This window comes from Mariniphaga sediminis, from assembly GCF_003573545.1.
GTDB classification, from domain to species: domain Bacteria; phylum Bacteroidota; class Bacteroidia; order Bacteroidales; family Prolixibacteraceae; genus Mariniphaga; species Mariniphaga sediminis.
The window spans coordinates 1-26,237 of sequence record NZ_QWET01000017.1; the positions used below are offsets into that span (position 1 = coordinate 1).

22 protein-coding genes and 1 tRNA gene are annotated in these 26,237 nt (G+C 41.7%); 7 read left to right on the plus strand and 16 right to left on the minus strand.

The window, feature by feature from the left end:
• Positions 1–457: 457 nt before the first annotated feature.
• A tRNA-Leu gene (locus tag D1164_RS18120) sits at positions 458–541 on the minus strand.
• Positions 542–806: 265 nt separating this feature from the next.
• Between D1164_RS18120 and D1164_RS18125 the strand changes: the two genes are divergently transcribed.
• The 5 genes from D1164_RS18125 (at position 807) to D1164_RS18145 (ending at position 3,879) form a co-directional block, all read left to right on the plus strand.
• Positions 807–1,568: a hypothetical protein gene (locus D1164_RS18125; protein ID WP_147372222.1), complete on the plus strand. Its 762-nt coding sequence runs from the start codon at positions 807–809 to the stop codon at positions 1,566–1,568.
• 430 nt (positions 1,569–1,998) lie between these two features.
• A complete protein-coding gene (locus tag D1164_RS18130; protein WP_119351319.1) occupies positions 1,999–2,280 on the plus strand; it encodes an RNA polymerase sigma factor in 282 nt (93 codons plus the stop codon).
• 1 nt (position 2,281) lies between these two features.
• Entirely contained in the window at positions 2,282–2,521 is a 240-nt protein-coding gene (locus tag D1164_RS18135) for an RNA polymerase sigma factor (RefSeq protein ID WP_172594522.1), read from the plus strand.
• A complete protein-coding gene (locus D1164_RS18140; protein WP_119351321.1) occupies positions 2,496–2,930 on the plus strand; it encodes a hypothetical protein in 435 nt (144 codons plus the stop codon). The genes D1164_RS18135 and D1164_RS18140 overlap by 26 nt, the downstream gene beginning before the upstream one ends.
• A 10-nt stretch (positions 2,931–2,940) precedes the next feature.
• Positions 2,941–3,879 carry a DUF4252 domain-containing protein gene (locus D1164_RS18145; RefSeq protein WP_119351322.1) on the plus strand — a complete coding sequence of 313 codons (939 nt, stop codon included), beginning with the start codon at positions 2,941–2,943 and terminating at the stop codon, positions 3,877–3,879.
• A gap of 12 nt (positions 3,880–3,891) precedes the next feature.
• Here the strand turns inward: D1164_RS18145 and D1164_RS18150 are convergent, their stop codons facing one another.
• The 7 genes from D1164_RS18150 to D1164_RS18180 form a co-directional block, all read right to left on the minus strand.
• Positions 3,892–5,256 (minus strand): DUF4270 domain-containing protein, encoded by a 1,365-nt coding sequence (locus tag D1164_RS18150; protein ID WP_147372223.1) that lies wholly within the window; start codon positions 5,254–5,256, stop codon positions 3,892–3,894.
• Positions 5,257–5,387: 131 nt separating this feature from the next.
• The gene (locus D1164_RS18155; RefSeq protein ID WP_119351324.1) at positions 5,388–6,191 is read right to left on the minus strand and encodes a glycogen/starch synthase; all 804 of its coding nucleotides are present in this window, start codon (positions 6,189–6,191) and stop codon (positions 5,388–5,390) included.
• 103 nt (positions 6,192–6,294) lie between these two features.
• On the minus strand, positions 6,295–7,407 hold the full coding sequence (locus D1164_RS18160; protein ID WP_172594523.1) for an acyltransferase family protein: 1,113 nt from the start codon (positions 7,405–7,407) through the stop codon (positions 6,295–6,297).
• A 138-nt stretch (positions 7,408–7,545) separates the two neighbouring features.
• The gene (locus tag D1164_RS18165; RefSeq protein WP_119351326.1) at positions 7,546–8,859 is read right to left on the minus strand and encodes a Gfo/Idh/MocA family protein; all 1,314 of its coding nucleotides are present in this window, start codon (positions 8,857–8,859) and stop codon (positions 7,546–7,548) included.
• A 3-nt stretch (positions 8,860–8,862) separates the two neighbouring features.
• Positions 8,863–9,861, minus strand: coding sequence for a sugar phosphate isomerase/epimerase family protein (locus D1164_RS18170; RefSeq protein WP_119351327.1), 999 nt, complete (start codon positions 9,859–9,861; stop codon positions 8,863–8,865).
• Between the two features lie 10 nt (positions 9,862–9,871).
• A complete protein-coding gene (locus tag D1164_RS18175) occupies positions 9,872–11,026 on the minus strand; it encodes a Gfo/Idh/MocA family protein (protein ID WP_172594524.1) in 1,155 nt (384 codons plus the stop codon).
• A gap of 399 nt (positions 11,027–11,425) precedes the next feature.
• Entirely contained in the window at positions 11,426–12,238 is an 813-nt protein-coding gene (locus tag D1164_RS18180) for a mechanosensitive ion channel family protein (protein WP_119351329.1), read from the minus strand.
• Positions 12,239–12,651: 413 nt separating this feature from the next.
• Between D1164_RS18180 and D1164_RS18185 the strand changes: the two genes are divergently transcribed.
• On the plus strand, positions 12,652–13,947 hold the full coding sequence (locus D1164_RS18185) for a class II aldolase/adducin family protein (RefSeq protein WP_119351330.1): 1,296 nt from the start codon (positions 12,652–12,654) through the stop codon (positions 13,945–13,947).
• Positions 13,948–14,025: 78 nt separating this feature from the next.
• Here D1164_RS18185 and D1164_RS18190 read toward each other — a convergent pair whose 3' ends face one another.
• Both D1164_RS18190 and D1164_RS18195 read right to left on the minus strand, forming a co-directional pair.
• Positions 14,026–15,627, minus strand: a complete 1,602-nt coding sequence (locus tag D1164_RS18190; RefSeq protein ID WP_119351331.1) for a hypothetical protein — start codon at positions 15,625–15,627, stop codon at positions 14,026–14,028.
• 148 nt (positions 15,628–15,775) lie between these two features.
• A complete protein-coding gene (locus D1164_RS18195; RefSeq protein WP_119351332.1) occupies positions 15,776–16,378 on the minus strand; it encodes a short chain dehydrogenase in 603 nt (200 codons plus the stop codon).
• Between the two features lie 429 nt (positions 16,379–16,807).
• Between D1164_RS18195 and D1164_RS18200 the strand changes: the two genes are divergently transcribed.
• Complete coding sequence (locus D1164_RS18200; protein ID WP_119351333.1) at positions 16,808–17,626, plus strand: DUF5602 domain-containing protein; 819 nt, start codon at positions 16,808–16,810, stop codon at positions 17,624–17,626.
• A gap of 164 nt (positions 17,627–17,790) precedes the next feature.
• On the opposite strand, the gene budA is transcribed toward D1164_RS18200, so the two are convergent.
• The 6 genes from budA to D1164_RS18230 form a co-directional block, all read right to left on the minus strand.
• Complete coding sequence (budA, locus tag D1164_RS18205; RefSeq protein ID WP_119351334.1) at positions 17,791–18,555, minus strand: acetolactate decarboxylase; 765 nt, start codon at positions 18,553–18,555, stop codon at positions 17,791–17,793.
• Between the two features lie 140 nt (positions 18,556–18,695).
• The gene (locus tag D1164_RS18210) at positions 18,696–20,282 is read right to left on the minus strand and encodes a sulfatase (RefSeq protein WP_119351335.1); all 1,587 of its coding nucleotides are present in this window, start codon (positions 20,280–20,282) and stop codon (positions 18,696–18,698) included.
• Between the two features lie 153 nt (positions 20,283–20,435).
• Entirely contained in the window at positions 20,436–21,467 is a 1,032-nt protein-coding gene (locus D1164_RS18215; protein ID WP_119351336.1) for a hypothetical protein, read from the minus strand.
• A 23-nt stretch (positions 21,468–21,490) separates the two neighbouring features.
• A complete protein-coding gene (locus D1164_RS18220) occupies positions 21,491–24,769 on the minus strand; it encodes a FecR domain-containing protein (protein WP_172594525.1) in 3,279 nt (1,092 codons plus the stop codon).
• A gap of 7 nt (positions 24,770–24,776) precedes the next feature.
• Entirely contained in the window at positions 24,777–25,331 is a 555-nt protein-coding gene (locus tag D1164_RS18225; RefSeq protein WP_119351338.1) for a hypothetical protein, read from the minus strand.
• A gap of 18 nt (positions 25,332–25,349) precedes the next feature.
• Positions 25,350–26,237 carry a hypothetical protein gene (locus D1164_RS18230; protein ID WP_147372225.1) on the minus strand — a complete coding sequence of 296 codons (888 nt, stop codon included), beginning with the start codon at positions 26,235–26,237 and terminating at the stop codon, positions 25,350–25,352.

Genomic DNA, 26,237 nt, shown 5'->3' on the forward strand with positions numbered 1-26,237 from the left:
CGTTAAGTGACCAGGTTAAGTGGAGAGAAAAACGTATAAAAAATTTAGAAAAACAACTGGAAAAGCTAAAAAAAGTAGCGTAATAACATATTGATTTATAGCGATGTGCGAATTAGTTATATAATAGGAGAAAAATGAAGTGGGGATTGGGGCAAAGCCCCAAACAAGTGGATAACCAGTCTGTTGTTATGAATAGGGTTTTGCAGGTAAAGTTTCTTGCATTGAACTCACATTGTTGCGGGAGATCTGATCACACCTTCAAAGTTAGTTTTGGGAGAATTTTAAGGTAGAAAAAAAGTTAAATGAATATTGAAGGTTAAGCGTGATTACTTTTTTACTCCACCGGATTTTCAAAGTGACCCCCCTTTTCCTGTCTTTTTCTCCCAGCAGAGTCGCACAAAAAAAGCGCTTAAAGTTAACACTTTAAGCGCCTATCATTAATTTGGTTTTCACCTTGTACCCGGGGCGGGAATCGAACCCGCACTCTGTTGCCAGAACTGGATTTTGAATCCAGCGCGTCTACCAATTCCGCCACCCGGGCTTTTCCCTTGCGGAAAAATGGTGTGCAAAACTAACTAATTCACCGGAATTGGCAAAATTATAGCAATGACAATTCTTTATTTATTAAGAGCAAAGTTCAGCTGAGAAGAAACCTTTACAGTACTTATAACCTCCCATATTGGTAAAAAACTGAAAATCAGCGACCCTATATCTTCTCATTTTAAGTCAACAAAAAAATACTTAACGGTATTATACTATTTTGTGAATTCGAACGTATTCTATATATGATTAAAAAAATAATTACAATGAATAAAAAAGCACTCTCAGTCATTCTAGTGGTATGTACATTAGGATTTGCTGCCTGTCAGAAGGAGGATTTAGCAAATTCCGATTCTTCTACATTGGGCGTAAAGTTACTCGCTTTGAATAAAAGCTATTCTTTACCAGTCATAAAAAACAACACCAAATCAGCTGTTATCGACTCCCCCTACTTAACCTGGGATACCGTTCAAATGGTTGTTTCAAAAGTAAAATTGGAGGCCGAATTAAAAAGCCTGGTTACGCATCACGATTCCATTGAAATTGAATATAAATGGAATGGCCCGCAGTTGATTGATTTGCTTGATTCGACTACAATCTTCGGGAATTTTATACTGCAGCCCGGATTTTATGATGAAATCGAATTAAAAATAGAGGGATTAAAAAGGGATGCCACATCTTCTCCCGTTTTTTACATGAGCGGGATTTACACAAATGGAGAGGGTGAAAATATACCGGTAGCACTGGAAATTTATACTGATATAGAATTCGATACGGAAAAAGAAAGCGTTGAGGTTTCCGAAAGTAATATGGATATTATCAGCACCATACAGTTATATCTTGACGAATTAATGGCAGGAATATCTCCTGAACAAATGGACAATGCCGCACTTACCGACGGCGTAATCCTTATTTCGGCAGAAAGCAACAAAAATTTGTACCAGTCAATTACAGAAAAACTGGTTGATGATGATCTTCAATGCAAATATCATCACAAAGACGATGATGATGACGACGACGACGATTAAAGACAAAACAACACAAACCAGACAAAAGACGAAATAATAATCATCCTGTAGATTATAAAAAAGAGTAGCCAGATGCAACAAGCTCCAAATTCGGAGTCAAGCAACTGGCTACCTTATATAAAACCAAGTCCCACACCTGAAAGTAGTATACCAGAAAATAAATTCGAAACTCAAAGCACCTTTTAAGAGCCTACGGTAGTGCTGCAAACACTCCCCTCAGATTTCCATAAAACATTGAATGCATTTGCTCCTTCCTATTAGTTTCTCACCGGAAATAAAAGCAGTTAACTTTATCGGCAGAAGAAATTGAATCAACGCAGTCAATAAAACCATGCAACTCCCTCCCACCCCCTAAAATTTTCCAATCTTTTTCGTTTAATTTTTTCATTTCCCTGTTATAAATTTGAAAGATAATCGTCCCTGTATTCAAATGACCGAACAGGAATTTAAAAATAGTGTGTTACCATTTTCGCGGAAACTATACCCAATGCTGAAAAGGATTCTCAGAGAGGAGGAGGAAACAAGGGACGCCTTGCAGGATTTGATAGTAAAACTTTGGAACAAAAGACATGAACTTAAGAAGTGTCAAAACCAGAAGGCTTATATTTTTACCGTGGCCAGAAATTATTGTTTCGATCTGCTAAAGAAAAAGCGTACTGCCAGGTTCAGCGAAAACGGAGAACTCCTTTTTTTTAACGGTCGAAGCAGATGAGTTGCATCCGGATGTTAAGGAGAAATACGAACACGTAAGAAAAGCGATTGGAAGGTTGCCTGAAAAGTACCGGGCGGTGATCCGGTTGCGCGACATCGACGGTTTTTCTTTCGAAGAAATGAAGGAAATAACCGGCATGGAAATTCCAAACCTCAGGGTGATTCTATCGCGGGCTCGGCAAAAGGTGAAAGAGGAAGTAAAAAAAATTTACGATTATGAAGACAAAAAACAATTTGCTTGATAAATACTACAAAGGAGAAACTTCTGTAAAAGAGGAAGAACAGCTGAAAACAGAAATCCTTTCCGGAGAAACCATTTCTGCGGAGAAAGACATTTTTGGATATTACCGCGAGGCAGGTTTTGTCCCCAATGGGCTGGAAGAATCCGTTTTTGAAGGATTTCAGGCACACCTGCAAAAGAAAAAAAATCGCCGGCTTTGGGCTTACAAACTCACTTCGGTGGCAGCTTCCATTCTGATCATAATGGGCATTTTTATCGGGAATAAGATAGCCAGAAACCAACAACTGGAAAATAAATTTTCACTGATGGAACAGGCACTCCAACAGGTTTCAGAAAGCATTCAGCCTGAAAAAGAAAGGGAGATGCTGGTTTTATGGGTAGACGACGAAGTAGAAATAATAATCAATTAAAAGAATAGCAATGAAACGGATATTTTTTATTCTATTAATAGCAGTAATTGCCGTTGCCGGAAGGGCGCAAACCGGCCTGTTTGAAGAGTTGACAGAAAAATTTTCCGACAAGGACGGCTTCAGCGCCAGCCAGATTTCAAATGATATGTTCGATTTGTACCTAAAAAAGAAAAATATTGATGAAGCCTCTCCGGTACATAAAGCGCTGAAAAACCTTGACAATATTCTGGTCTTGTCCCAGAGTCATCTCCCAATGGAGACAGGCATAGCGAACGGTGAAAAAGAGAATGACGATACAAAAATGGTTCATAAAACAATTTTGGATTATTACAAAAAGAGCGGCTTTTCGCTGTTCAAAACCGAGAAGCAGATGGGTGAGGATGTAAAGGTTTTTCTGAAAAAAAACCAGGATAAAATAGAATCGCTGGCCCTGCTAACCAACTCTTCTGTATCGACCAACCTGGTAGAACTACGGGGAGATATCGACCTCTCAACCGTATCGGAACTGAGCCGGGAACTTAATCTCAGGGGGCTGGAAAACCTGTACAAAATAAATAACGGAGGGACATCCTATTACGGAAATATGCTCCATTCCGGTCTTTCTCCCGAACGGATTGAGGAAATGGCCGAACGCCAGCGGGAATTAGTGGAACGCCAAAGATTGATGACAGAAGAGCAGCGCCGCAGAATAGAGGAACAGGCCCAGAAAATGACTGAAAAACAGATGCAAATGGCGGAAAGATACCGTGAAATGGCCGAGAAATACAGACGACAACCCATCTTCCTTAATTACCCCGGAGACAGTACTGTTTACATTCTGAATGGAAAAAAAACAGATACTGATGCCGTAAAAGAAATCCTACATACAGACAAAATTGAACGAATTGAGGTAACCAAAAGCGATAAAGAAAATGGCTACACAACGATAGAAATAAAAACGAAAAAATAATCCCGCCCTTTTCTACAAAAACTCAGAGTATGTAATTACCAAGCGGATTCCGGTCTTACTTCCGGATCCTTTCAACACCACCCGGTTCGCCTCACTGTTTTTATTGACCGTGGTTAGATAAAACCCTAAATTCTCAACATTGTTGTCGATGATTTCCTGCAGGTGTTGGGTAATATTGAACCTGTACGTATAATCATCGGTTCTTAAATACCCTCCGTAAAAGCTTGGATGGAATGAGTTATCAGCGGGTAAGTATTCAATACCATCCTCACCCACATAGGTAAAAAGCAGTCGTGACGGAGGCGGGTATTTATCTAAGTCGGAAGCAATGGTGTCAATCTGGAAAATCAGTTCCGCCTTGTTAATGCCCATCCGAGTCGAATCTCTCCAGGAGGAAAGGCTTTCAATGAATATTTTTGATTCAAGCCCGCCGGTAGACTGCACGTAAAGCAACGAATCCTCTTCCAATTCCGAATTCAGGTTGGCTTCAAACGGAGTACCGGTATAATCGTGTTTGATAGAGTTTACACGGGCACTGAATTGCGTTATCAAATAAGGATATAGCATGGTATCAGGTTTCTCTTTCGCCTGATTTTCATCATTGTCGTAAAAAACCACCAGCGCAGACCCTTGAAAACTACTACTGGAGACTGTCTCCAATGAAAGAATGGAACCCTTTTCTGATTGTTTTTCAGCTTCAATATACAATCCTTTAAAATATTCCAGGAAAACATCATTGTTCACCATTTGTAACGAATCGGCATACACCAGCTTTTCTCCCAGCGAAATATCGAGTGGAATAACAATAAGCTGATAAAGAGTATCCTGCGAGGCAGAATCCAGTTCAATTTTCGGAGTGTATTGTATTTCGCCGATCATCTGAGAGGACGCCATTGATTTTAAATCCACATCCTGAAAATAGGGATAATCAGAGGCTCCGCCCTGTGTACTGGATGTATCGGCAATCAGGGACTCTTCCAATTCATATACCCTGAAGGTTTGTGGAGTGACGGTATCACCGTAAATAAATCGGTAATACAAGTATAGTTTTACCGAATCAGCAACGGGATTCGTTCCGTAGTCGGGGAAACTTTGCAGTCTGAATTGCGTGGCAAAATCAATGTCTGTTTTCCCAAAAAGCGTATCGTTCATACTTCCCAGAAGGCTCCTGGAAGCCTCGTCGGTACGAATTCCCTCTTCCTGAAAGGTATATGCCAAGATGCTGCTTTTTTCCACCAGATTTTTCACTTCGATTAAATCCGTTGATGGCAACAACTCCATCCCCAAATTATTGGGATCGTTGCAGGCATTAAGCAGGGCCAGAAGTGTAACTATCACAGTGGGAAGATGGTATCTAAAAGTTATTTTGCGTTTCACTGAATCCTTGTTTTAATTTATTGTTTTCCTGAATTTTGAAAAATATCACAAACGTATAAAAAAACAACGAGGGAGTAGAGCTATTGATTGCAAATTTGATCTTTTTACAAAAAAATTTGATCTTTTAACAACTACCACACTTTTTCATAAAAAGAGTCATAGGCATCTATATACGTCTCTTTCGGCTGATATTGGAGGAATGACTTTCCGGTTTCCAAAATGTATTTTTTCACATCGGGGTTGATATTTTCCGTACCCTGAATCACGGCATCGGAATAGTTGACTGCCAACTTACTCACATTTACATAATCGGGATTTTCAAGCAGGGTAACATCTTCCGGCACCATGCCGTCGAGGAGCACCTTCTTTTTCAATTCCGGGTTTAATGTCTTTTTGAAGTCGTCGTTGTAAACGGAATAAACTACTTTCGAATCCCTGAAAAGCGGATCGTTGTAATAATACTTTTTAATGAACAACGGAACCAGCGACGTCATCCAGCCATGGCAATGAATTAAATCAGGCGCCCATCGCAACTTGATAACCGTTTCCAGGACTCCCCTTGCAAAAAACAGGGCCCGCTCATCGTTGTCTGCAAACTCTTCCCCTTTTGAACTGGCAACAACCTGTTTCCGGTGGAAATAATCTTCATTGTCGATAAAATAAACCTGCATGCGAGCAGCCTGAATGGAGGCCACTTTAATAATCAGGGGGTGATCGGTATCATCAATGACCAGGTTCATGCCGGACAATCTAATCACTTCGTGCAATTGGTTTCTTCGCTCGTTCACACAGCCGTAACGAGGCATAAAAGTACGTATTTCTCTCCCTTTCTCCTGCACTCCCTGCGGGAGGTAACGAGCAATTTCCGACATTTCACTTTCGGGTAAATATGGGGTGATTTCCTGCGAAATATAAAGGATCTTTTTCTTTTCCATTGACCTGTAAGCGCGGTTTATAACAGAGTGCAAAGGTAAGAAAAATATCGCGAAAATTCAATTTTAGTCATTTTCGGGGAAACGGGAAATGCCCTGGACGAAACTAAAACACCTTCCCTGCCATCGGAATCTTTTTCACCAGCCCGGCAATCAAAAAGCACAAAACCAACGCAACCGGCGCCAGTGCAACCAACTTGATCACCGGGAAAGCCTGCCACGAAACAAAAATGGCGCTAATGCCTACCAATATTGGGGCATGAAAAACGAACACTCCGTAAGCACTACCCGATAAGTACCCGGTCACTTTATTTTGGCTATTGAAATATTTTTGGAATAATCCTGACAGCCCGATGATCAAAGAAAACCCCGTTAATTGTTCCCAAAGGGCATAGGCAAAGTTTTGCCAGGAAAAACCACCCATGAACGCATCAATCCCTCTTTCTCCTTTTCCCCCGAAGACGAATAGCAATGGAAACCCGACAAAAATTAAAACCTGTGCAAAAATAAACCAGTTTTTCCCTTTCAGAAAAGAAACGGAAGCGAGCCAGTTATTCTGATACGCCACAATTCCCAATGCAAAAAGCAAAATGTATTGAACAAAAAACGGGAACTGAAAACTGGTAAACGGCATACTCCAGCCCACAGGCAACCAGATACGAATAATAAACTGTAGTAACCCAACAAGAAAAATGGTGAGCAGAATTCTGGTCGTACCGGGAAATGGAGCTATGATTTTTATTTTGAATGGTTTTATTAACAAAAAAATCAGGGTGAAAATAAGCAGGGCCTCCACAAACCACAGGGGTCCAAATCCTACCCCGTGCTGATTTATCCAGTAGTCGGTTAAGGAAACCGGATCTCCGCTGATAAAACGGCTACGGATAAAAGCTGTGAGAGGGGCTAAGACAAAGTAAAAAAACAGCAGAGGAACTCCCAGCCGCAACAACCGTTCCCTGATAAACCTGCCGGTACCCTTTCTATTTAGCGAGGGCAAAATAAAAAATGCAGAAACAAAAAAGAACATTCCCATAAAAAACGACTGGTTTGTTGCAACAAACATTGCCAGCGGCAGTATTTCGGGAAATCCGGCCTTCGATTCGTTGTAATACCAATCTCCGGGGGCGCCGTAAGTAATACTCAGGTGATGTAGTACCACCAAACTAATCAGAAAAATGCGAAGGTTATCGATATAAAAAATTCGGGCTGGGATATTCATAGATACCTTTTTTTCAATCATTTCAGAGAGATTCTTTTATGACGGTAAACCCAAAAGCAGAAGAAACCATATTGGAGAATACAACAAAAAAACTAAAAGCCATACCATCACCCGAGGTGACAGTATGACTTGTCTTTGCTATATTTTTGGCAATTCCCAAGGAGCACGGTATGTGGGAACCAGATAGTTGTTGGCATCTTCGTCGCCAATAAATTTACGGTTGTCAGCATCCCAGTACAACCGGCGCCCTGTTTTTAAAGCGATGTTGCCCAAGTGGCACACCCGCGCGGTGTTGGCTGCAATACCGATATTGGTGTTAGGCGATTTATCACGATCGTGAATACATTCAATGAAATTTTTCATGTGGTTATTCAGTCCCTGTCCATCACCTTCTTTTAAATCAACGCGTTCCATTTTCGGATCTTTGCCGCCCTCCGGAATTACTTCCCAACCGTTTCGATCCACGACAAGCGTACCGTTGTTTCCAACAAATCCCAATCCATGAGAACGACCGTAATAACCACCATCAATACCGAGGCCGTGATCCCACAACAAAGTGTAGTCGTCAAATTCATAAAGTGCCTGCATGGTATCCGGTGTTTCGGCAGCATCATCCGGATAGGCAAATTTCCCGCCCATTGCCATTACCGATTTGGGCGCTTTGGCATTCATCCCAAAAAGGCCGTAGTCAATAATATGTACACCCCAGTCAGTCATTAAACCGCCGGCATAGTCCCAAAACCATCGGAAGGTGAAGTGAAACCGGTTTCGATTGAAAGGCTTTGCAGGAGCAGGCCCTAACCAAAAATCGTAGTCCACTCCGGGTGGTGGATCGCTATCAGGAACAACCGGTACGGACTTCATCCAGCCCTGGTACGACCAGGTACGAACAGCCCGGATTTTCCCCAGTTTGCCCGAATGAACAAATTCAACAGCATCCTGCCAGTGCTTGTCACTACGTTGCCATTGCCCTACCTGAACTACATTACCGTAACGTTCAGCAGCGCGTTCCATGATATTGATTTCCTCAATATAATTGGCCAGCGGCTTTTCACAATAAATATGTTTCCCCTCCTGGGCCGCATAAACAAACGGCAGGCAATGCCAATGGTCGGGTGTACCAATGATAATTACATCAATGCCTGGTTCTTCCAAAAGTTTCCGGAAATCCTTAAATCCTTTGGGCTTATAACCCTGTATTTTTTCTGTGTCGGCAATACGCTGGTTCAGTACATTTTCATCCACATCACAAATTGCCGCACACTCGGTATTCGACTGTCCCAAGAAGGCTTTCAGGTCGGCAAATCCCATCCCTTTAGCGCCAATTAATCCGCATACCAGCTTTTCGTTGGCCCCGGCACAAGAATTCATGGCCATGGGCATTGAAGCAGCCAACCCCACCCCGGCAGTTGCCAGCGTAGTATTCTTGATAAAACTTCTTCTGTTTGCCATTTATTATTCCTTTTGCATGGCATCGTCAAACGCCACATCAGATGGCTCGAAATCGACATTCTTTACAAACTGGCAGGCTTCGGCAGCACCGGCTTCGCGGTTCATACCACTGTCTTCCCATTCCACTGAAAGAGGTCCGTTATACCCGATATCGTTGAGCGCCCGGATAATATTTTCAAAATTCACTTTCCCACGGCCCAGGCTACGGAAATTCCAGTAACGGCGGTTGTCGCCGAACTCGGAATGGCCGCCAAAAACACCAATGCCTTTTGGCACATCACTCCAGTATGCATCCTTCATATGCACATGAAAAATGCGGTCTGCAAATTCATAAATAAACCGCACATAGTCCACATGCTGATACCCAAAATGACTGGGATCGAAGTTAAACCCAAAAGCCGGGTGATTATTTAATGCTTCCAACGTAAGATGGGCCGAGTGAATATCAAAAGCTATTTCAGTTGGGTGGGCCTCCAAAGCGAATTTCACGCCAATTTTCTGAAATTCATCTAAAATAGGAATCCACTGTTCGGCAAACTTCTCGTACCCTTTTTCAATCATTCCGGCAGGAATAGGCGGAAATGAGTAGAGCATATGCCAGACAGGACTTCCCGTAAAGCCATTCACGGTGTCAAGCCCCATCATTTTAGCCACTTTGGCTGTTTTAATCACTTCCTCAGCCGCCCGCTGCCTTACCCCCTCCGGGTCTCCGTCGCCCCAGATATAATCGGGAAGGATACCCTTGTGGCGTTCGTCAATGTACTCATCGGAAACGCACTGCCCCACAAGGTGGGTGGAAATAGCATACAGATTCAATTCATATTTTTCCAGAAGCGTCTTTCTTTCGTCGCAATAAGCCTGATCGGCTTTGTCAATTTCGAGATGGTCTCCCCAGGTACAAAGTTCAAGGCCGTCATAACCAAATCCTTTGGCTTTCCGGCACATCTTTTCAATGGGTAAATCGGCCCATTGCCCGGTAAATAATGTTACTGGCCTGGACATACTAACTAATTTAAAGTGTTACCCATTTTATACTGTCGTCGTAACCGGCTTTTACTACAGTGTCAATAAACTGCATACCGCGAATGCCGTCCTCTATGCCAGGGAAGTCCAACATTTCGGGAGTAGGTTCTTTACCATCCATTTTTGCCATTACGGTCATGGCAAAATTTCGATAGATGTTGGCAAATGCTTCGAGGTACCCTTCCGGATGACCTCCGGGCGTACGGGTATTGTGCGCAGCAATGGCACTATTCATGCTGGTTCCCACACGCAAAATCTGGGTCGGTTTGTCAAGCCATTTAACAATAAGCGAATTGGGTTCTTGCTGATACCATTCCAATCCGCCTTTTTCACCGTAAACCCTAATTTTAATTCCATTTTCTTCACCGGCGGCAATCTGGGTCGCCATCAAAACACCTCTGGCTCCGTTCTCAAACCGCAGGAGAGCAGCGCCGTCATCGTCAAGCATACGGTTGGGCACTAATATGTTTAATTCGGCACACAATTCGGTAACCCGAAGACCCGTAACATACTCGGCCAAATGGTGGGCGTGTGTTCCAATATCGCCCATACAGCCGGCTTTCCCTGATTTCTTTGGGTCGGTACGCCACGATGCCTGGGCATTACCCTGATCTTCCACTTTTGCCGACAGCCATCCTTGCGGATACTCCACAAACACTTTGCGAACCTTGCCCAGTTCACCATTGGCTATCATTTGTTTGGCATGTTTTACGGCCGGGTAGCCCGAATAAGTGTGTGTCAGCGCCAACGTCAAACCGGTTTCGTCCAGTTTTTCTTTCAGCTTCAGTGCCTCGTCAAGCGTAAAAGTAATCGGCTTGTCAATAACTACGTGAAAGCCATTTTCCAGCGCCATCATCGCCGGGTCGAAATGCACAAAGTTGGGCGTAACTATTGAGACAAAATCCATCCGCTCGCCTTCCGGCAGTTGCGCCTCTTTCTCAAACATCTCCTGATAAGTTTCGTACACACGATTTTCAGGCAGATAGTACAATTTCCCGGATGACCTGGAAATTTCGGGATTTACGCTGAAGCAGCCACACACCATCTCAATCTGGTTATCCATAAAAGCTGCAAGGCGGTGAATGGCGCCGATAAAAGCATCGGTTCCGCCTCCAACCATCCCCATTCTGAGTTTTCTATTCATAATTATTCTGTTTATGTTGATTTAGAAAAAATGCCCCTAAAATTAGCAACTCTTTTGGAAGGAAACAAAACCCGGGAAAGAAACTGCAGCAGGAATGTATTCGACAAACCTTTTTGTAACAAAACCAATCAGCCTGAATTGGTATTGAATTTAATGTGTATCTTGTTGAAACAATGTTTATTCGAAAAAATAGAATAAAAAAGAACAATAAAATTTGGATTTACTCTTTCAGGAATCATTCGTTTGCCATAGCAGGTAGCACCTAAAGTAAAACCCAATCAGAAAACGACGGAATTGCTCCGACTGTTATCTGATTGGGTCCACATGTTACCAGGTAATAAAAATACCTGCTACTATTTGTTTTAGTGCAAAACAGGAAGTCTTTCCAAAAACAACTCCTTATTTATGCACATGAACATCCATTTGTGGGAATGGAATATTAAGTCCTTCCTTATCGAACGTTTTATAAACCTTTTCGTGCATATCGAAATAGATGCCCCAGTAATTTGCGGCTTCTGCCCATACCCGCACAACCAGGTTTACCGAGCTGTCAGCCAACGCGCTCACAGCAATAAAAGGCTCGGGATCCTTTAAAATCCGATCGTCTCCATCAATTAGTTTCTTCAACACGGTTTTTGCTTTGTCCACGTCATCACCATAACCAATCCCGAAAACAAAATCGACCCTGCGGCGGGGTTCTGTGGAGTAGTTGATCATGGAACCGGTGGAAAGGCCACCATTGGGGATAATAATTGTTTTGTTATCAGGAGTTTTCAAAATGGTATTGAAAATCTGGATTTCATTTACCGAACCTGAATGCCCCTGGGCTTCAATGTAGTCGCCCGCTTTAAAAGGCTTGAACAACAAAATAATAACCCCCCCGGCAAAATTCTGCAGGGTACCCGAAAGCGCCATACCCACCGCCAGACCAGCCGCACCAAGAATGGCAATAAACGAGGTCATCTGAACCCCCAACATGCCCACAACACTAATCAGGAGAAGGGTTTTAAGCAGGATTCCAATCATACTATTCAGAAAGCCACGCAGGGAGGGCTCCATCTCTCTTTTTTCAAAACTTCTCCGGATACTTTTTTGAATGATTTTTATTATCCACCAACCAATAATAAGTGTGATGATTGCTCCTACAAGCCGTGGTCCTAATGTAAATACCACATCATAAACTTTTTGCCAAAGAGTATCAATTGATTCCATATTTAGAAAAATATTAATTTAATACATAAAGATACGATTTTATTAAAGAGATTTCCAAATAATAAAACCATCAAAGTTCAGCAGAAATAGCCACAGCAGTGAGAATGAATTAACTCCTGTGTACAAATATGACATTCATATTATGCCATCTGCGGAACAATTACTTTGAAAAACTATTGATTCCATTCAATGTTTGATTTGAAAACTCAGGCTATAAACAATGCTGCTTACAATCCTGAGGCAAAAAAGCAATACACAACAAATCAATACCTTTATCCCAATCCTCTAAAAAATCTAAAATTATTATTATGAAAACCTCATCGCACCATTAATTTTCCACTAATGTGAATAAACACGTGATTTCTTTCCGCATTCTTTCGTAATTTCAGCCATTGAAAACTAAAAAATGAAAAATGAAAAAACTGGATACCAGCCTCATGCATCCCCGCGACCAAATCACCATGATTATTGATAAAATATACCGAAGCGGACTTACCACCACGTCGGGTGGAAATGTTTCCATTATCGATGAAAATGGCGACATGTGGGTTACCCCTTCCGCTATTGACAAAGGTTCTCTCCGGGCGTCTGATATTGTGATTGTGCGAAAAGACGGAACCATTGAGGGACGGCACAAACCATCATCTGAGTATCCTTTCCACAAAGCAATTTACGAGGCGCGTCCCGATATAAAAGCAGTTGTGCATGCCCATCCACCGGCACTGGTATCATTCAGTATTGTACGCCAAATCCCGGATACCAACATTATTCCACAGGCCAAATATGTTTGCGGAGACATTGGTTATGCCGCCTACGAATTGCCGGGTAGCGACGAGTTGGGGGCAGTAATTGCCCGCGAGTTTACTAAAGGTTTTAATGCAGTAATCATGGAAAATCACGGAACAGTGGTGGGAGGAAGCGACTTGCGTGATGCGTTTCAACGGTTTGAAACACTGGAATTTTGTGGCCGGACCATCGTTTACGGAAATACTATTGGCACACCGCATTACCTTTCGGATGAACAGATTGAAGAATTTGAAAACCAGATTCCGCGGTTATTGCCGGAAATGAACACAGTGGAACATCCTTCCGACGAACGAACCATACGCGAAGAAATTAAACGCATTGTGCACCGCGCCTGTGAGCAAGGTTTGATGATTAGCTCTTACGGAACGGTTTCGGTACGCTGGCGGGGTAACGACTTCCTGATTACCCCCACCGATGTGGCGCGCTGGAACATTCAAAACGAAGATATTGTACAAATAAAAGACGGAAAGCGCGAACCCGGAAAACTGCCAAGCCGGGCTACCTGGCTGCACCAGGAAATTTACAAACGCAATCCGAACATCAACTCCATCATTCTTACCCAAACTCCTTATTTAATGGCTTACAGCGTCGCACACGAAAAACTGGATGTCCGCACCATTCCCGAAAGCTGGATTTTCCTTCAGGATGTGCCGAATGTGCCGTTCGGTTCGCATTTTGCCGGCGAGGAAACCATCCTGAATTTGCTTTCAGAAGACACTCCGGCAGTTATCATTAACAATGATTCGATTTTAGTAACGGGCGATAAATTACTGGGAACATTCGATCGCCTCGAAGTGGCTGAATTCAGCGCCAAGTCACTTACAATGGGAGCTTCACTCGGGAAACTGGTTCCTATCAACGAAAACCAGGTGGAAGCATTGCGGAAGAAATTTTTGAGATAAAAAAAGATAGTTGCTAATAGCTGCAAATGCAGCTATCTTTCGCCTTAATTTTGTCTCACTCATTCCGTTAAGATGATTTTACCGAACCACAAAAACCAGTTCCTTCCCTGCTTTCAGGGTTACCGGAATCCCCTTCAGTAATTCTTTTGCGGAATATGTTCCGGCGTACTTTTTTTGTGGGGATATAATGCGGTACTCCTCCCCTGCCTTTATGGTGAACCATTCGGGAAACTGGTTAATACGCGGATAATCCAGGGGCAGGTTCAGGATGGTTTTATGGCGCGGAGTATCAAAAAACAGCTTGCCTTCCCAGTCGTTTTCAGCCGTTAAAACAAAACAGGTTTCATTGCCGTTGGTTGAGGCACCTAACACCACATCGTTGCGCCAGGGCTGAATGGTTGCACCCTGCGTTTTCCAGAGGCTATACATTATGGCCGTACGGGCAAAGTTACCATCGCCGTGCCAACCACCTATGATTCCGTCATTTTGTTGCATATCGAACATTACCTGCATCTCGCTTTCAATCCAGTCTTTCAGTTCGGGTAAAGACTCGCGGTTGTACAAGTTAATTCCACTTTCCAACGCATCGGCATAACCGTCATGACTGGTTCCTTCCCAGGCATAATTACGATAGTTTTCATTGAGCTTTTTAAACCCATTGAGAACAGCCTGGCGGTATTTTTCATTTTTATCCACCAGCCAAACAGAGTAATACGCATTAAAAACATATCCCCAGTTATCTACGATTTTCGAATCCACAACCTCACCGGTTTTTGGATTAACAGCATTGTAAAACAGCCCGTCTTCATTCCTACCGATTTCCAAAACACGATCCAGCAACCTGTACAGCGCCGGCTGGTATTGCTTTTTCTTTTCGGGAGATGTAAAATGCAGCGTGACATACAACTCACTTAGCCCGCCAATAATTTCACATCCGTGATCGCGGATACGTAAATATTCCATTTGGCTCAGGTCGCGCTCGCCCTGCAAATAATAATCGCCTATTTCGGTGGCGTAATCAAGGTATTTTTCTTTGCCTGTCATCCAGTAAATACGCGAAAGTGTCTGGAGCATTTCACCATTTACTTCTTCTACGGACGCCGTTCGCTCAAAAATATGCTCCAGCTCTTTTGGATTGTCCATGTATTCCAGCAAATCGTCGAGCATTTCCATCATCCGATCCTGCCAAGGCGATTTTCCCATGTATTCGTTCAGGGGAATGAGGCCATCCTTGATGTACTCCGAAGTTCCGAAAATAATATCTCCCGGATTCACTTCATCTTTAAAAAAATCCTGTTTTGAAAAAGAATAGGTATCCGGTAACGATTTTACGCGAGTGGTTATTTCTTTTTCCGTTTTCAGCATTTCAAGCAATTCGCCATGGTACAACTCCCGGTCGAGCAAAAAAGCCGTTAACACCATAAATGCGTAGTTGTCGGCAGCGGCGTTGTGTGGTTCCCAAACATCCGTTTTTTTGGTTAGGTTACTGGGAATAAGTCCTGTTATACTATCGGTTTTGGCAAGCCATCCGTTTACAAAACGAAGGCTTCGTTCAAATCCTTCGGTGGCGTGTTTCCCGTTTTTATGTGCCTGTTCAACGATTTCACTGTTCAATTGGGGAGTGGTGGTGCAGGCAGCAAAAAATACATGAATAAGAATGAAAAAGGTAACCCGGTTCATAGTCTGTAATTGAATTAATTAAATGTTCTCCGTTATAAAAATACAAAAAAGAACACGGGTTATAAAGCAGCCTGATTTTATACTTCTATTTATTCTTTCGGATTTTCATTTTAGATAAATGAAATCCGGAAACCGTTCTACTGAAAGTTTACTTTTTTTCCTGAACAAGAAACGGTACACCGCTTTTACCATTCTGAATGGCTTCCAGATAAAATTTCCCCACTTCAATCGCTGAAAGATAAGGAGAAGCATCCATGCCCAAAGTAACAGCCGTTTCTGCCACCAGCGGTGGATGTATAACTATTACTTTTTTATCCTCATCTGTTTCAAGGGCAGCTGCCCGTACAAATCCTTCGAGACCTGTGTTTACCATTGCAATGGCGGCAGTACCTGGCCATGGTTTATGGGCAAAAATACCGCCTGTAAGCAAAATAGTGCCACCCGCATTAAGGTATGATAATCCTTTTTGCAACAATTTTACCTGTCCCATAAGTTTGCTGTTCAGAGAACGCCGGAAGTCCTCTCCGGTAAGTTTGCTTAGTTCACCAAATGCAGCAAACCCTGCAGTACTGATTATCGCATCTACTTTACCAGACTGTTCCAGAAGCTTATCCAGTGAGCCTTCATCTTCAATATCTGCCTTTATGGAAGAATTTCGGGATACCGGAATTACATCATAACCTGATTCCTTCAGGGTTTTTGTCACGGCACTGCCAATGGTGCCGGTCGCTCCAATTACAATAGCTTTCATATTATTATGTTTATTAAAATTCAATCACTACATAGAAACAGATAACTCGTTAGCTTATCCTCTATGGATAACATCATCGTCTTCTGATTTGTTCGGGCTATTTGGCACGGGAAAATGAACGGCTTCAAAAACACCCCATACACAATGGATAAAAAGCACATTAAACCCTATCCGGCATTCTTGATCCAAAAAAGCTTATCAGATAAATTCAAATTATTGGTATTAGTCTGAATACAATTGTCTTTTGAAACTGGTTTCTGAAACATCTTATATCTTCTACACACGATAAATATTCCTGTATCATTGATTCTTGTATTAAAAATTATGCGTAAATTGATATACTAAAAAGATTAAAACATATTAAATTCTTTTTTGCCGGATTATTAGGTGATTTTACAAATATTTTATTGTTAATTAAAATTCAGAATTATGAAAAAAAATTTCAACATTTTGATTTCTTTTTTGATCGTTTTAACTCTCGTTTTTTTTCAATCCTGCCAAAAGGATGAAATTTTGCCACAACAAAATGAAAACGCATCATTGGATGTGGTGTTAAAAAAAGCAGATGGCACCAGGACATTTTACGGTCCTACCGTTCCTCTTGGTAACGGGGTTGCACGTACATGGGTGCAAAAAGATGCATCAGGAGAAGCGTTGCTTGAAGTAGGCGTTAATATTTCGGCTAAAGCGCTTGAAAATCTGCCCGACGAACCCGTCGCTCTTGTTTTGCCTTTTCATAAGACCAAAGGACAGGGTTTTTATAATCATGTTTTGCTGGATTGGGGCCCCGAAGGACACGAGCCTCCCGGTGTTTATGATCTAGCTCACTTCGATGTACATTTCTACATTACTTCTGTTGAAGAACGTATGGCCATAGGCCCACAGAATTCTGATCCGGCACCTGATCCCAAATATATCCCTGAATTCTACCTGCAGCTTCCAGGGGTTGTGCCAGAGATGGGATCTCACTGGATTGACCTTTTATCTCCTGAACTGGACCCGGTTTCCCCCGAGGTCTTCACCCATACTTTTATCCTGGGATCCTTCAATGGGGAATTAACTTTTTGGGAGCCTATGCTCACACTTGATTTTCTACTTGGCAAACCCGACATAGAAGTTCCTTTGCGGCAACCTTCTGCCTGGCAACACGATGGCTGGTATCCCACAGGATATCGAATCACCTGGTCTGAAAACCCGGGTACATATACTATAGCCCTCACCGGTTTAACATGGCGCCAAGGAGAATAATTTATGGAAAAATGAATATAAAAGCCTGTTGTGATTTTGGTCTGACAGGCTTTTATATTACTCCTCTTTAGGTTCCCGGCCCCAAGCTTAGATTTGGTACCGATAGTCAGAATCTCATACAAAAAGGGAACATTGCTTTTTCGAGATTCATTTGTTCTGTCATTTTAGTTGTACCCTTCCCGTAAATCAAATTCTGCCTTCATAAAATCAACCGTTTCCGGCAGTTCAATATTAAACCCAGAACAAATATCGATAGCAATATCCAGCTTGGAAGCATTGAATTCCAACACATGCCCGGCCATATTTTTATCGTTTGAGACAAAATGAAGGTGGAATCCCGGAACGTTTACATTATCCATATATTCCGGAAACCAAAAGCCAACCATGGTTCCGGAAATATTCTCTTTCTCAAAGACCGGCCGGCCAACCAGGGCTTGACTGAGTGTTTTTTCATATGGTTTTTTCTGACTTTCGGCGCTACCGCATTTCAGGTAACTGAAATCTCCTTCAATACGGAAAGTATATCCCAGGTTTGTAGAAGGCAGATTGTTTTCAATGAATGTTTTCAACGTGTTATAGTCTGTTGGAGTATCTGTTTTTAACTGCTTGTCGGGTTCAAAAAAGGTAACCACTGCAAATGGCACAAGATCTGAACCGACCGGCTGACGAATGGTTCCGTCAGCAGGAAGTTGGTAAATGGTTCCGTCCAGAACAATCATCTCTCCGTTAAGGCCATTAAATGTGCCTAATCCAATATCTCCTTTCTCTTTCAGATTATCCACGGTAAGCGGTCCGTCGTAAACTTTATTGGCCAGAGCCGTAAAAACGGAGTACTGATAAATTTGGTCTGATGAGTTTTCTGCCGGCTTTTGTTGCACACAGGCAAAAGCAAGGTAATTCAGGATAAAGATTAAAAATAGTTGTTTCATTTTTATACTTGTTAATTTTCAAAGATAGAACATGCTCGTTTGGCTTGCGAATCAGCCAGAAGAATCAGCACCCAAATGGCTATCAGGATAGCAATTCTACTGTGTGTATGAGAAAACTTTACTCATGCCTTATTTCATTTTTAGTCATTTGTAATACTACTCCCCCACCAGTTATTTCCCGGATCAAATTCTTCTGAAAGAAATTCGAGACGTTGCTTTTCCAGTTGCGGCCATCGTTGATTTATAATTCGTTGCAAATATTCCTGTTCTTTTTGCGCGTTATATTCCGGATCTTTTTCCGGAAAACGGGCGCCCACTTCGTTGAGATAAGTAAAAAGCTGTTCGCTCAGTTTTTTTGTCAATTCCGGGTTTTCATCCGAAACGTCGGAGGTTTCTTCCCAATCGGTTTTCAAATTGTACAGTTCTTCACGACTGTCTTCATAATAATGGATAAGTTTCCAATTGCCAAGCCGGATGATGGAAGAAGGCTCTCCGCCTTGATTGCCATAATGCGGATAGTGCCAGATAAGCGGGCGTTCTTCAATGGTTCTGCCTGACAATAGAGGCAGAAGGCTCACTCCGTCGTTATGTTGTTCTGGTTTCAGTTCTGAACCGGCAAGCGCCAGCAAGGTAGGATAAAAGTCGGTCCCGGAAACCGGAATATCCGATTTTTTCCCAGCAATGTCAAGCCAGGGGACTTTAATAAAATAGGGTTCGCGAATACCTCCTTCAAACTGGTAACCTTTGCCGGCACGCAACGGTTTGTTGGAGGTAGCAAAAGCATCGCCGGCAGCCACTCCCCCATTGTCCGAAGTAAAAACAACAATGGTATTTTCTGCCAGGCCCAGTTCGTCAAGGGTGTTTAATACCAACCCCACTGCATCATCCATGGCTTCCACCAGGCCGGCATAAACCGGGTTGTCCTGAACCTGCCGGATGGGAAGGAAATGCCCCATTTCAAATCCGGTTTCTGCCAATCCAAGTTCCCGGGCTTTTTGACAGTATCTGGCCCATTTCTCCTGCGTGGTTTGAATGGGAGCATGTACGGCATAAAAAGAGAGATATGCAAAAAAAGAGGTGTCTTTATTCTCCTTAATAAAATGAGCCGTTTCTTTTGCCAGCCGCATGGAAAGGTTTTCCCCGTCGGATCCGCTTTTAAGGTTGGGATTTTTCCAGGGTGCAAAATAGCCTCCATGGGGGCTGCCTGCATCCCAGCCTCCCTTGTTGATATCGAAACCATGATCTTCGGGCCACGAGCCTTCCGCGCCAAGGTGCCATTTTCCGGCGAAAAAAGTTTTGTAACCGGCCTCTTTCATTGCTTCCGGCAACGTTACATATTCATGAGGTAGATTGTGAACATACTCCGGAGGTAACAGTTTGTTATGCCGGCCCTGTTCGCGCCATGCTTCACCGGTTTTTGCGCCAATCCAGTCGGTAATTCCGTGCCTCGCCGGAAACTTGCCCGACATAATACTGGCCCTTGATGGACTGCAAACCTGACAGGCAGCGTATCCATCCGTAAAAATCATTCCTTCGTTGGCTATCCGATCGATGTTAGGTGTTTCGTAAAATTTACTCCCCATCACACTCATGTCGTGGTAACCAAAGTCGTCAGCAAGAATAAAAAGCACGTTGGGCTTTTCGGTCGGTTCAGTATGTTTTTGGCAGGAATAAGTAATACACAGCAAAAACAATAAAAGGATAGAAAAAAAAGACTTCAGATTCATACCTGCATGGATTTAAGTTTTTTTAAAAGTACAACAATTTGTAAGGATTGGTAAATCATTGAACAAAATCTATTGCCTGTTTATATCTCTTTCCCAGCAGATTGGTTACTATCTCCCCATTACGGGTTGGGTTTTTGGGGTAAAATGGTATACTTAATTGGAAACTCTCTTTATCGAATTTTGTGCTATTTCGGCATGTTTATTTATCATTCGCTGTTTTAGTTTATCGCCCACAAATCCCAGCAAATAAAATACTCCGTTTCCTTCAATCGCAACATAATTAAAAAGGGTGCTGCTATATTCATAATCATAATCGTAAATTCTGTATCCGTTTACCGTTTTAAAATCTTTTCTGATTATGCTTGCTCCCTGATTACCAATACTCTCCGTATGCGATTGCATAAAAGCTTCAAATGTTCCTTGTTTAAAAATGGTTTGAACTATCATTTTTACCCCCGATCCATCTTCCCAAATTGATTGTCCTGCTTCTCCTGAAGTAAGTTTAAAATTTTGAGGGTAAAGATGTTCAACCAGTGCATCATCGGAAACTAATTCTACGTAACCGGGAACTTTTGAAGAAGATACAATTGGCGTGGTACTTACTCCGCTATTGTTTTCATTTTGTGGATGTGTCTCCACATTTGCCAGCCCACTTAACAAGCCACCTTCCTTTTTAGAACTTTGCGGCTGCAACAATTCAAAACTATCCATAATTTCATCCGCTTCGGCTGAGCGCTGATTAATTAAATTTCCCGGAATGGCAGTCCAGACAATGTATGCAAAGCCATTTTGAATGATATAATAAGCTCCCAAAACCGCATCGTTTCCGTCAACGCTCCAGGTATATGCCGATGAGCGTGCCGGAATGCCATGCAAATCACCATCTTCATTCATAATTCGTTGTGCTCCCTGAATGACATTCTGCTCGAAAACCTTCTGTAAAACACTGGCTGTAAACTGGTCGGTAGCCTGCATGGCCCTAACCCGTACCATTACATTTTCATCGGGGCTCATCAATGTTAAAACTTTATCGGTTCCATCGCGCATTTGCTTTTGCCGATAATTTGAGGGTGCTTTAATCTTAAACTGCATTTCATTATCGGTAACCCATTCGTTTTGACCATTCAATATTCCCGAAAAAAATAAAGCACTAATAAAAAATAGTATCCCTTTTACGTTATTCATAATATATTCTTTAAAAAGTTAAATTACTGGTTACCAAAAATCTGACCGCCCCCGGTTACATTTTTAAATAAATTTTTATCTAAATGAAATCCATTTTCATGCATGTTCGATGTATTCCAATTTTGTTGTTTATGATGCTGGATATTAAAAGTTTGTGTTGTTATCTCCTCATTTTCAGCTTTAATACTAGCTTTTTCACCCGGAACCAAATACGAAATTTCGCTGGCGTTTCGGAGCTCAATGGCTCCTTCGTATAAATGAACATTAGTTTGACCAGCAGGAGAAACATTTACCGAAAACTCCGTTCCCCGTGGCCCGGTAACAGCAGTGGGAGTAATCACCAAAAATTTGTCTCCCTTTTTGGTAACATTCACATAAACATCACCTCGCTGAATACAAAGTTGTTCTTCATAAATGGTAACCACAGCATCCGATTTAATGGCCAAATACGAATTATCTCTGCTGTAGGTAAACGAAACATTCTGTGCATTCCCGCTGGTTTTTATTTTATCGCCCGGATAAACCACAACAGAATTATCTGTTATCTTTCTCCATTCACTTGTTCCGGAAACCATAATCCACACATCGCCAGAGCCAACATTCAGTTTTAATACACCCACTTCCATATAATTTACTGGCTCTTTTTTTAAAATGCTTTCATCCAAATTGTCATTTACCATAGCATTTCTGAAATTCTCGGCAATTGCCCACTTCTCTTCTGCAATGGGTGGTGTGGAAGCAACTTTGGCCGGGATTGGCTTTTTCGGTGCATTTATTTTTTCAACGGTTTTTTGAAGCTGCGTGTTATTTCGATCCTCACGTAAAGCATAGTCGTAATATTTTTTTGCTTCTTTATCGCAATACATTTTATTGTACTGATGATTGCCCCAGGTTGCTGCCTGCGTTAAATTACGCCAGCCTTCAGCCATTGTTTTGTAAGCATTTGATTTCAGTTTTGAATCTTTTTCTGAATTCACCTGACTTCCGTATTTCGACAATAATCTTCCGGAAAGTTCTATAAAATCTGATTTTGCAGAAAAAGCAAAAACTCTTTTGGCATATTCCGAGTATTTGCCGGAAAGTGTTTTTATCATTTCATATTTGGTTGAAAAATTGTTTTCGCGTGCAATGATGGGTTCGCATTTTCGAAGCAAATCGAGCGATTCCTGTTTAGGATTTGAGGATGCACGAACACCGCCACTTTCGTTCCAGTACTTTCGGTTAAATGCTTCATCGGCTTGTTTTATCAAATCATAAAAATTATTTGAAGCACTTCCTGCGCCAGCAGTTGAATTGCTGTTTTCAGCAATGTTCCAGTCAGCCGGAATGGGCACACCCCCCGGCAAAACCCAGCCTTCCATATAACAATGTACATCGGAATACTGGTTTACCTGAAAATCAAGAAACATGGCTTTTTCCGGACGTTTTGCCATAAGCTCGGCTGTGGAATAAACAATTTGTTTTGTATCTTCAAATAAAACTTCGCTAAAACTTTTACCTGACCAACGCACCCAAAATTTTAAAAATGTCCCTCCGGTTTGTTTAAAAACCAGCTTTTCATTTTCCATTAATTTATACACCGGTATACGGGCCATTTGGCTGGACCCGGTTTTAGGCATTTTATTTACTGCATTACTAACTTTTTCAGGCTTTCCCGAAGTATTTTTTGAAGGAGTTGCAGGAGTTGTATTTTGTTTCTGAACCGAAGCGGTTTGCTGGTTTTGGTTGGAAGGGCGAGCCGGAATACTTTGTCCGGGTGCCAGGCACCAAACTTCGGCTTTACATGCATTGGGCAAATAACTTGAATTATGATGCGCATTTACTGTAAAGTTAAAATGGGTGATAAAATCGGGAACATCTTTTAAAAATTCTTCGGCGTTGAATTCTGTTTTTGTCCCTTCATATTGTGTGCGCCACGAGCCGCCCGAAGTGCGCCAAATTATCTCTACTTTTTTTAATTCTCCGGAAATCACATTAAAAATTATGTTATCCGTTTTATTTAATTTAGAAATTTCAACAGAACAATATTTCCCATTGCCATTCCCATTGTTCTCTGCCATTCCGATAAATCCTGCGGCTGCAAAATTATTTTGAGTAGCAGAACCGGAAGTATTATTTTGAATGGTATTATTTATCTTATTTTCAGTTTGTTGTCCGGTTTCAACACCCGCAAAAATTTGGACTGTATTATTTACGGTTTCCGATGTTGTTTTGGTTTGTTCAATTTGGGCATCTCCTGCTGTTGCTTTTTCATTTTTCTTACTCACCGTATAACATTCATCCAAAACATCAATCGATAAATTATAAAAATCCTCAAACTCTTCATCGAGCTTTACTCCTCGCTCAAAAGCATCGTTTGCCCCTGAATTTTGAATATTTTGGTAAACTTTGTTTTTCTCAGATTCTGCCTTGTCATTAACATTTTCAATTTTTTGTTTTAGCGTCACATAATCGAAATTACCTGCTTTAAAGTCGCGCCCAAGTCCATTTATCTGATTTAACCAGTTTTGTTTATTCCACGAATATTCAGGACTTGACCAATTGATAACTGTTTCGTTTTGTATTTGATTTGCCTTTTGGTTGAAACGTTTAATAAGCGAATAAAAGTCGTTTACATCCTGCTCGTAAGCACGCATGAAACTGGCAAATTGCCAACAACGTTCCTCCATACGTTTTCCCCTACTTATCAGTCCTTTTACCTGTGTTTCGTATAATTCAGTATTAATAATCTGAAGACGGGCATTTTCAATTTCCTCATAATTTTCAATAAATCCGTCAACTCCTTCCTTGGCACTTTTTATAGCATCGTACAATTCAAGGGTTTGTACATTTTCGTACACATCTTTTATGGTTTTCCCTACGCCATAAATTGTTTTAAGGTATGCCCAAACCTCATCCTGCGAATCGAGCGTTCTCCGGTGGTTTCTTTCAGAAAATGCTTCTTCGGCCAGATTTACCGAGCGCTGTGCCTGCTCAACCTTACTTTCCCAATACGATGCCGTTAGCACAGAACTAATTTGAACATTCAACTGTGGATTAAATCCGGAATTTTCTGCTTTGGCTGCACGCATCTCATTTTCGAAATAATAATTCAGATAAGTATCAAAATCGCGGCGGGTTTCGTTCAGCAAATTCATCGCTTCAATAACCTGCTTGCTGTTTGCCATTTGATTGATACGGTTTACTTTATTTTCCACCTCAGAAATGTAACGGTTTACATTATTTACCTGAGCTGTTAAATGTGAGAGACTGAAAAAAACAAAGATGAATACGATTATTTTAGGTTTTAGAATAGCGTCCATGTTACTTTTATTTTTTTGGGTTTGAACGAACATGATTGGCAGGTGTATTTTTTGCATTTCGGGCCTTCAAAAAAAGAACAAGCCCGACAATGAAAAATGCAATAAACAATACCGGAAACCAATACGTTTTATCCGGAAGATTTTCATAAACTTCCAGGTCTAAATAATCACCTTCAAGCAAGGTAGCTGTTACAATGATATTCTCAGAACGGGTTGCCGTATATCGAATGTCATCGCCATTGCCGGCTCTGCGCACTCCTCCTTTTTCTTCTGATTCGCTGGCTGAGATGGTATCCTCTTTAATCCAATTACCCGACTGGGTTTCTATTTTAAATGTAAATTCCATATTGGCCCATTGCTGCAGGCCCGACTCTTCGTCGTTACCCCAAAACGAAAACAGGTATTCATTTCCGGTTTGCGCATTAACGTTAAAAGTATTAGGCTGATAATTGGATACTCTTTCCTGAAGAACCCGGTACTTCTTTTTTTGATTCTGTGACCAAACAAATCCGAGTACTCCAATTATTATGAATGCGATTGAAATGTTTCTCTTTTTCATCATCTAAGTTTGAATAAACATTCATTGAATTTCAAAATCAGTCGAACCCAACATTTTCCCATTGTGCCAAATTTCAACGTAGTATCTCCCCTGTGGCCATGGATTTCCATTGTTTGAAATAAACCCATACCCATGTCCACCGTTTTCGTTCGGAGTATTTAAAGAATATTCCTGCACCAGTTGATTGTGTGTTCGGCTGTACCATTTAAAGGCAAATGGAGTTGCATAAGTATTTCCCCTGTACGAAAAGCCCAAATGAATTTTATGGGTATGAGCAGTAAAAGTTTGGACATTTGAATTAACACGATAATTATTATCGACCTGCATCCCCAAATTGCAAGCAATTAACGCAACCTGGCCGGAACCGCCGGAATTGTTTGAGGGACCTGCCAAAGCACCTGAAGAAGATGGTGTTAACAAATCGAAACTATCGATAATCCCGTCGGCAATAGCAGAATAGTGTTGTGCCTGATTTTTTGGAACCGCTGCCCAAACGACATAAGCAAAATTGTTTTGAACGATGTAATACACAGCTAAAATAACATCACTGCCCTCAACATTCCATGAATAGGCAGAAGCCCGGGCCGGAATTCCGTGTAAATCTCCGGCTTCATTCATAATTCGTTGCGCTCCCTTAATAATATTCTGTTCAAAAACCTGCTGTAATATTTCCGTTGTAAACTGTGCGGTAGCTTTCATAGCACGAACCCGCACAAAAATGTTCTGATCGGGACTCATTACTGTCAGAATCTTGTCGCTTCCATCTTGTATTTTACTCTGAGAATAGTTGGGAGGGATTTTGATTTTGAATTGCATTTCATTATCAGAAATCCATTTTTCCTGTGACCACAAGGAAAATCCTGAAGCCATGAATAGAAGCCACAGGCAAAGAATAGGCAAAGGTTTCAT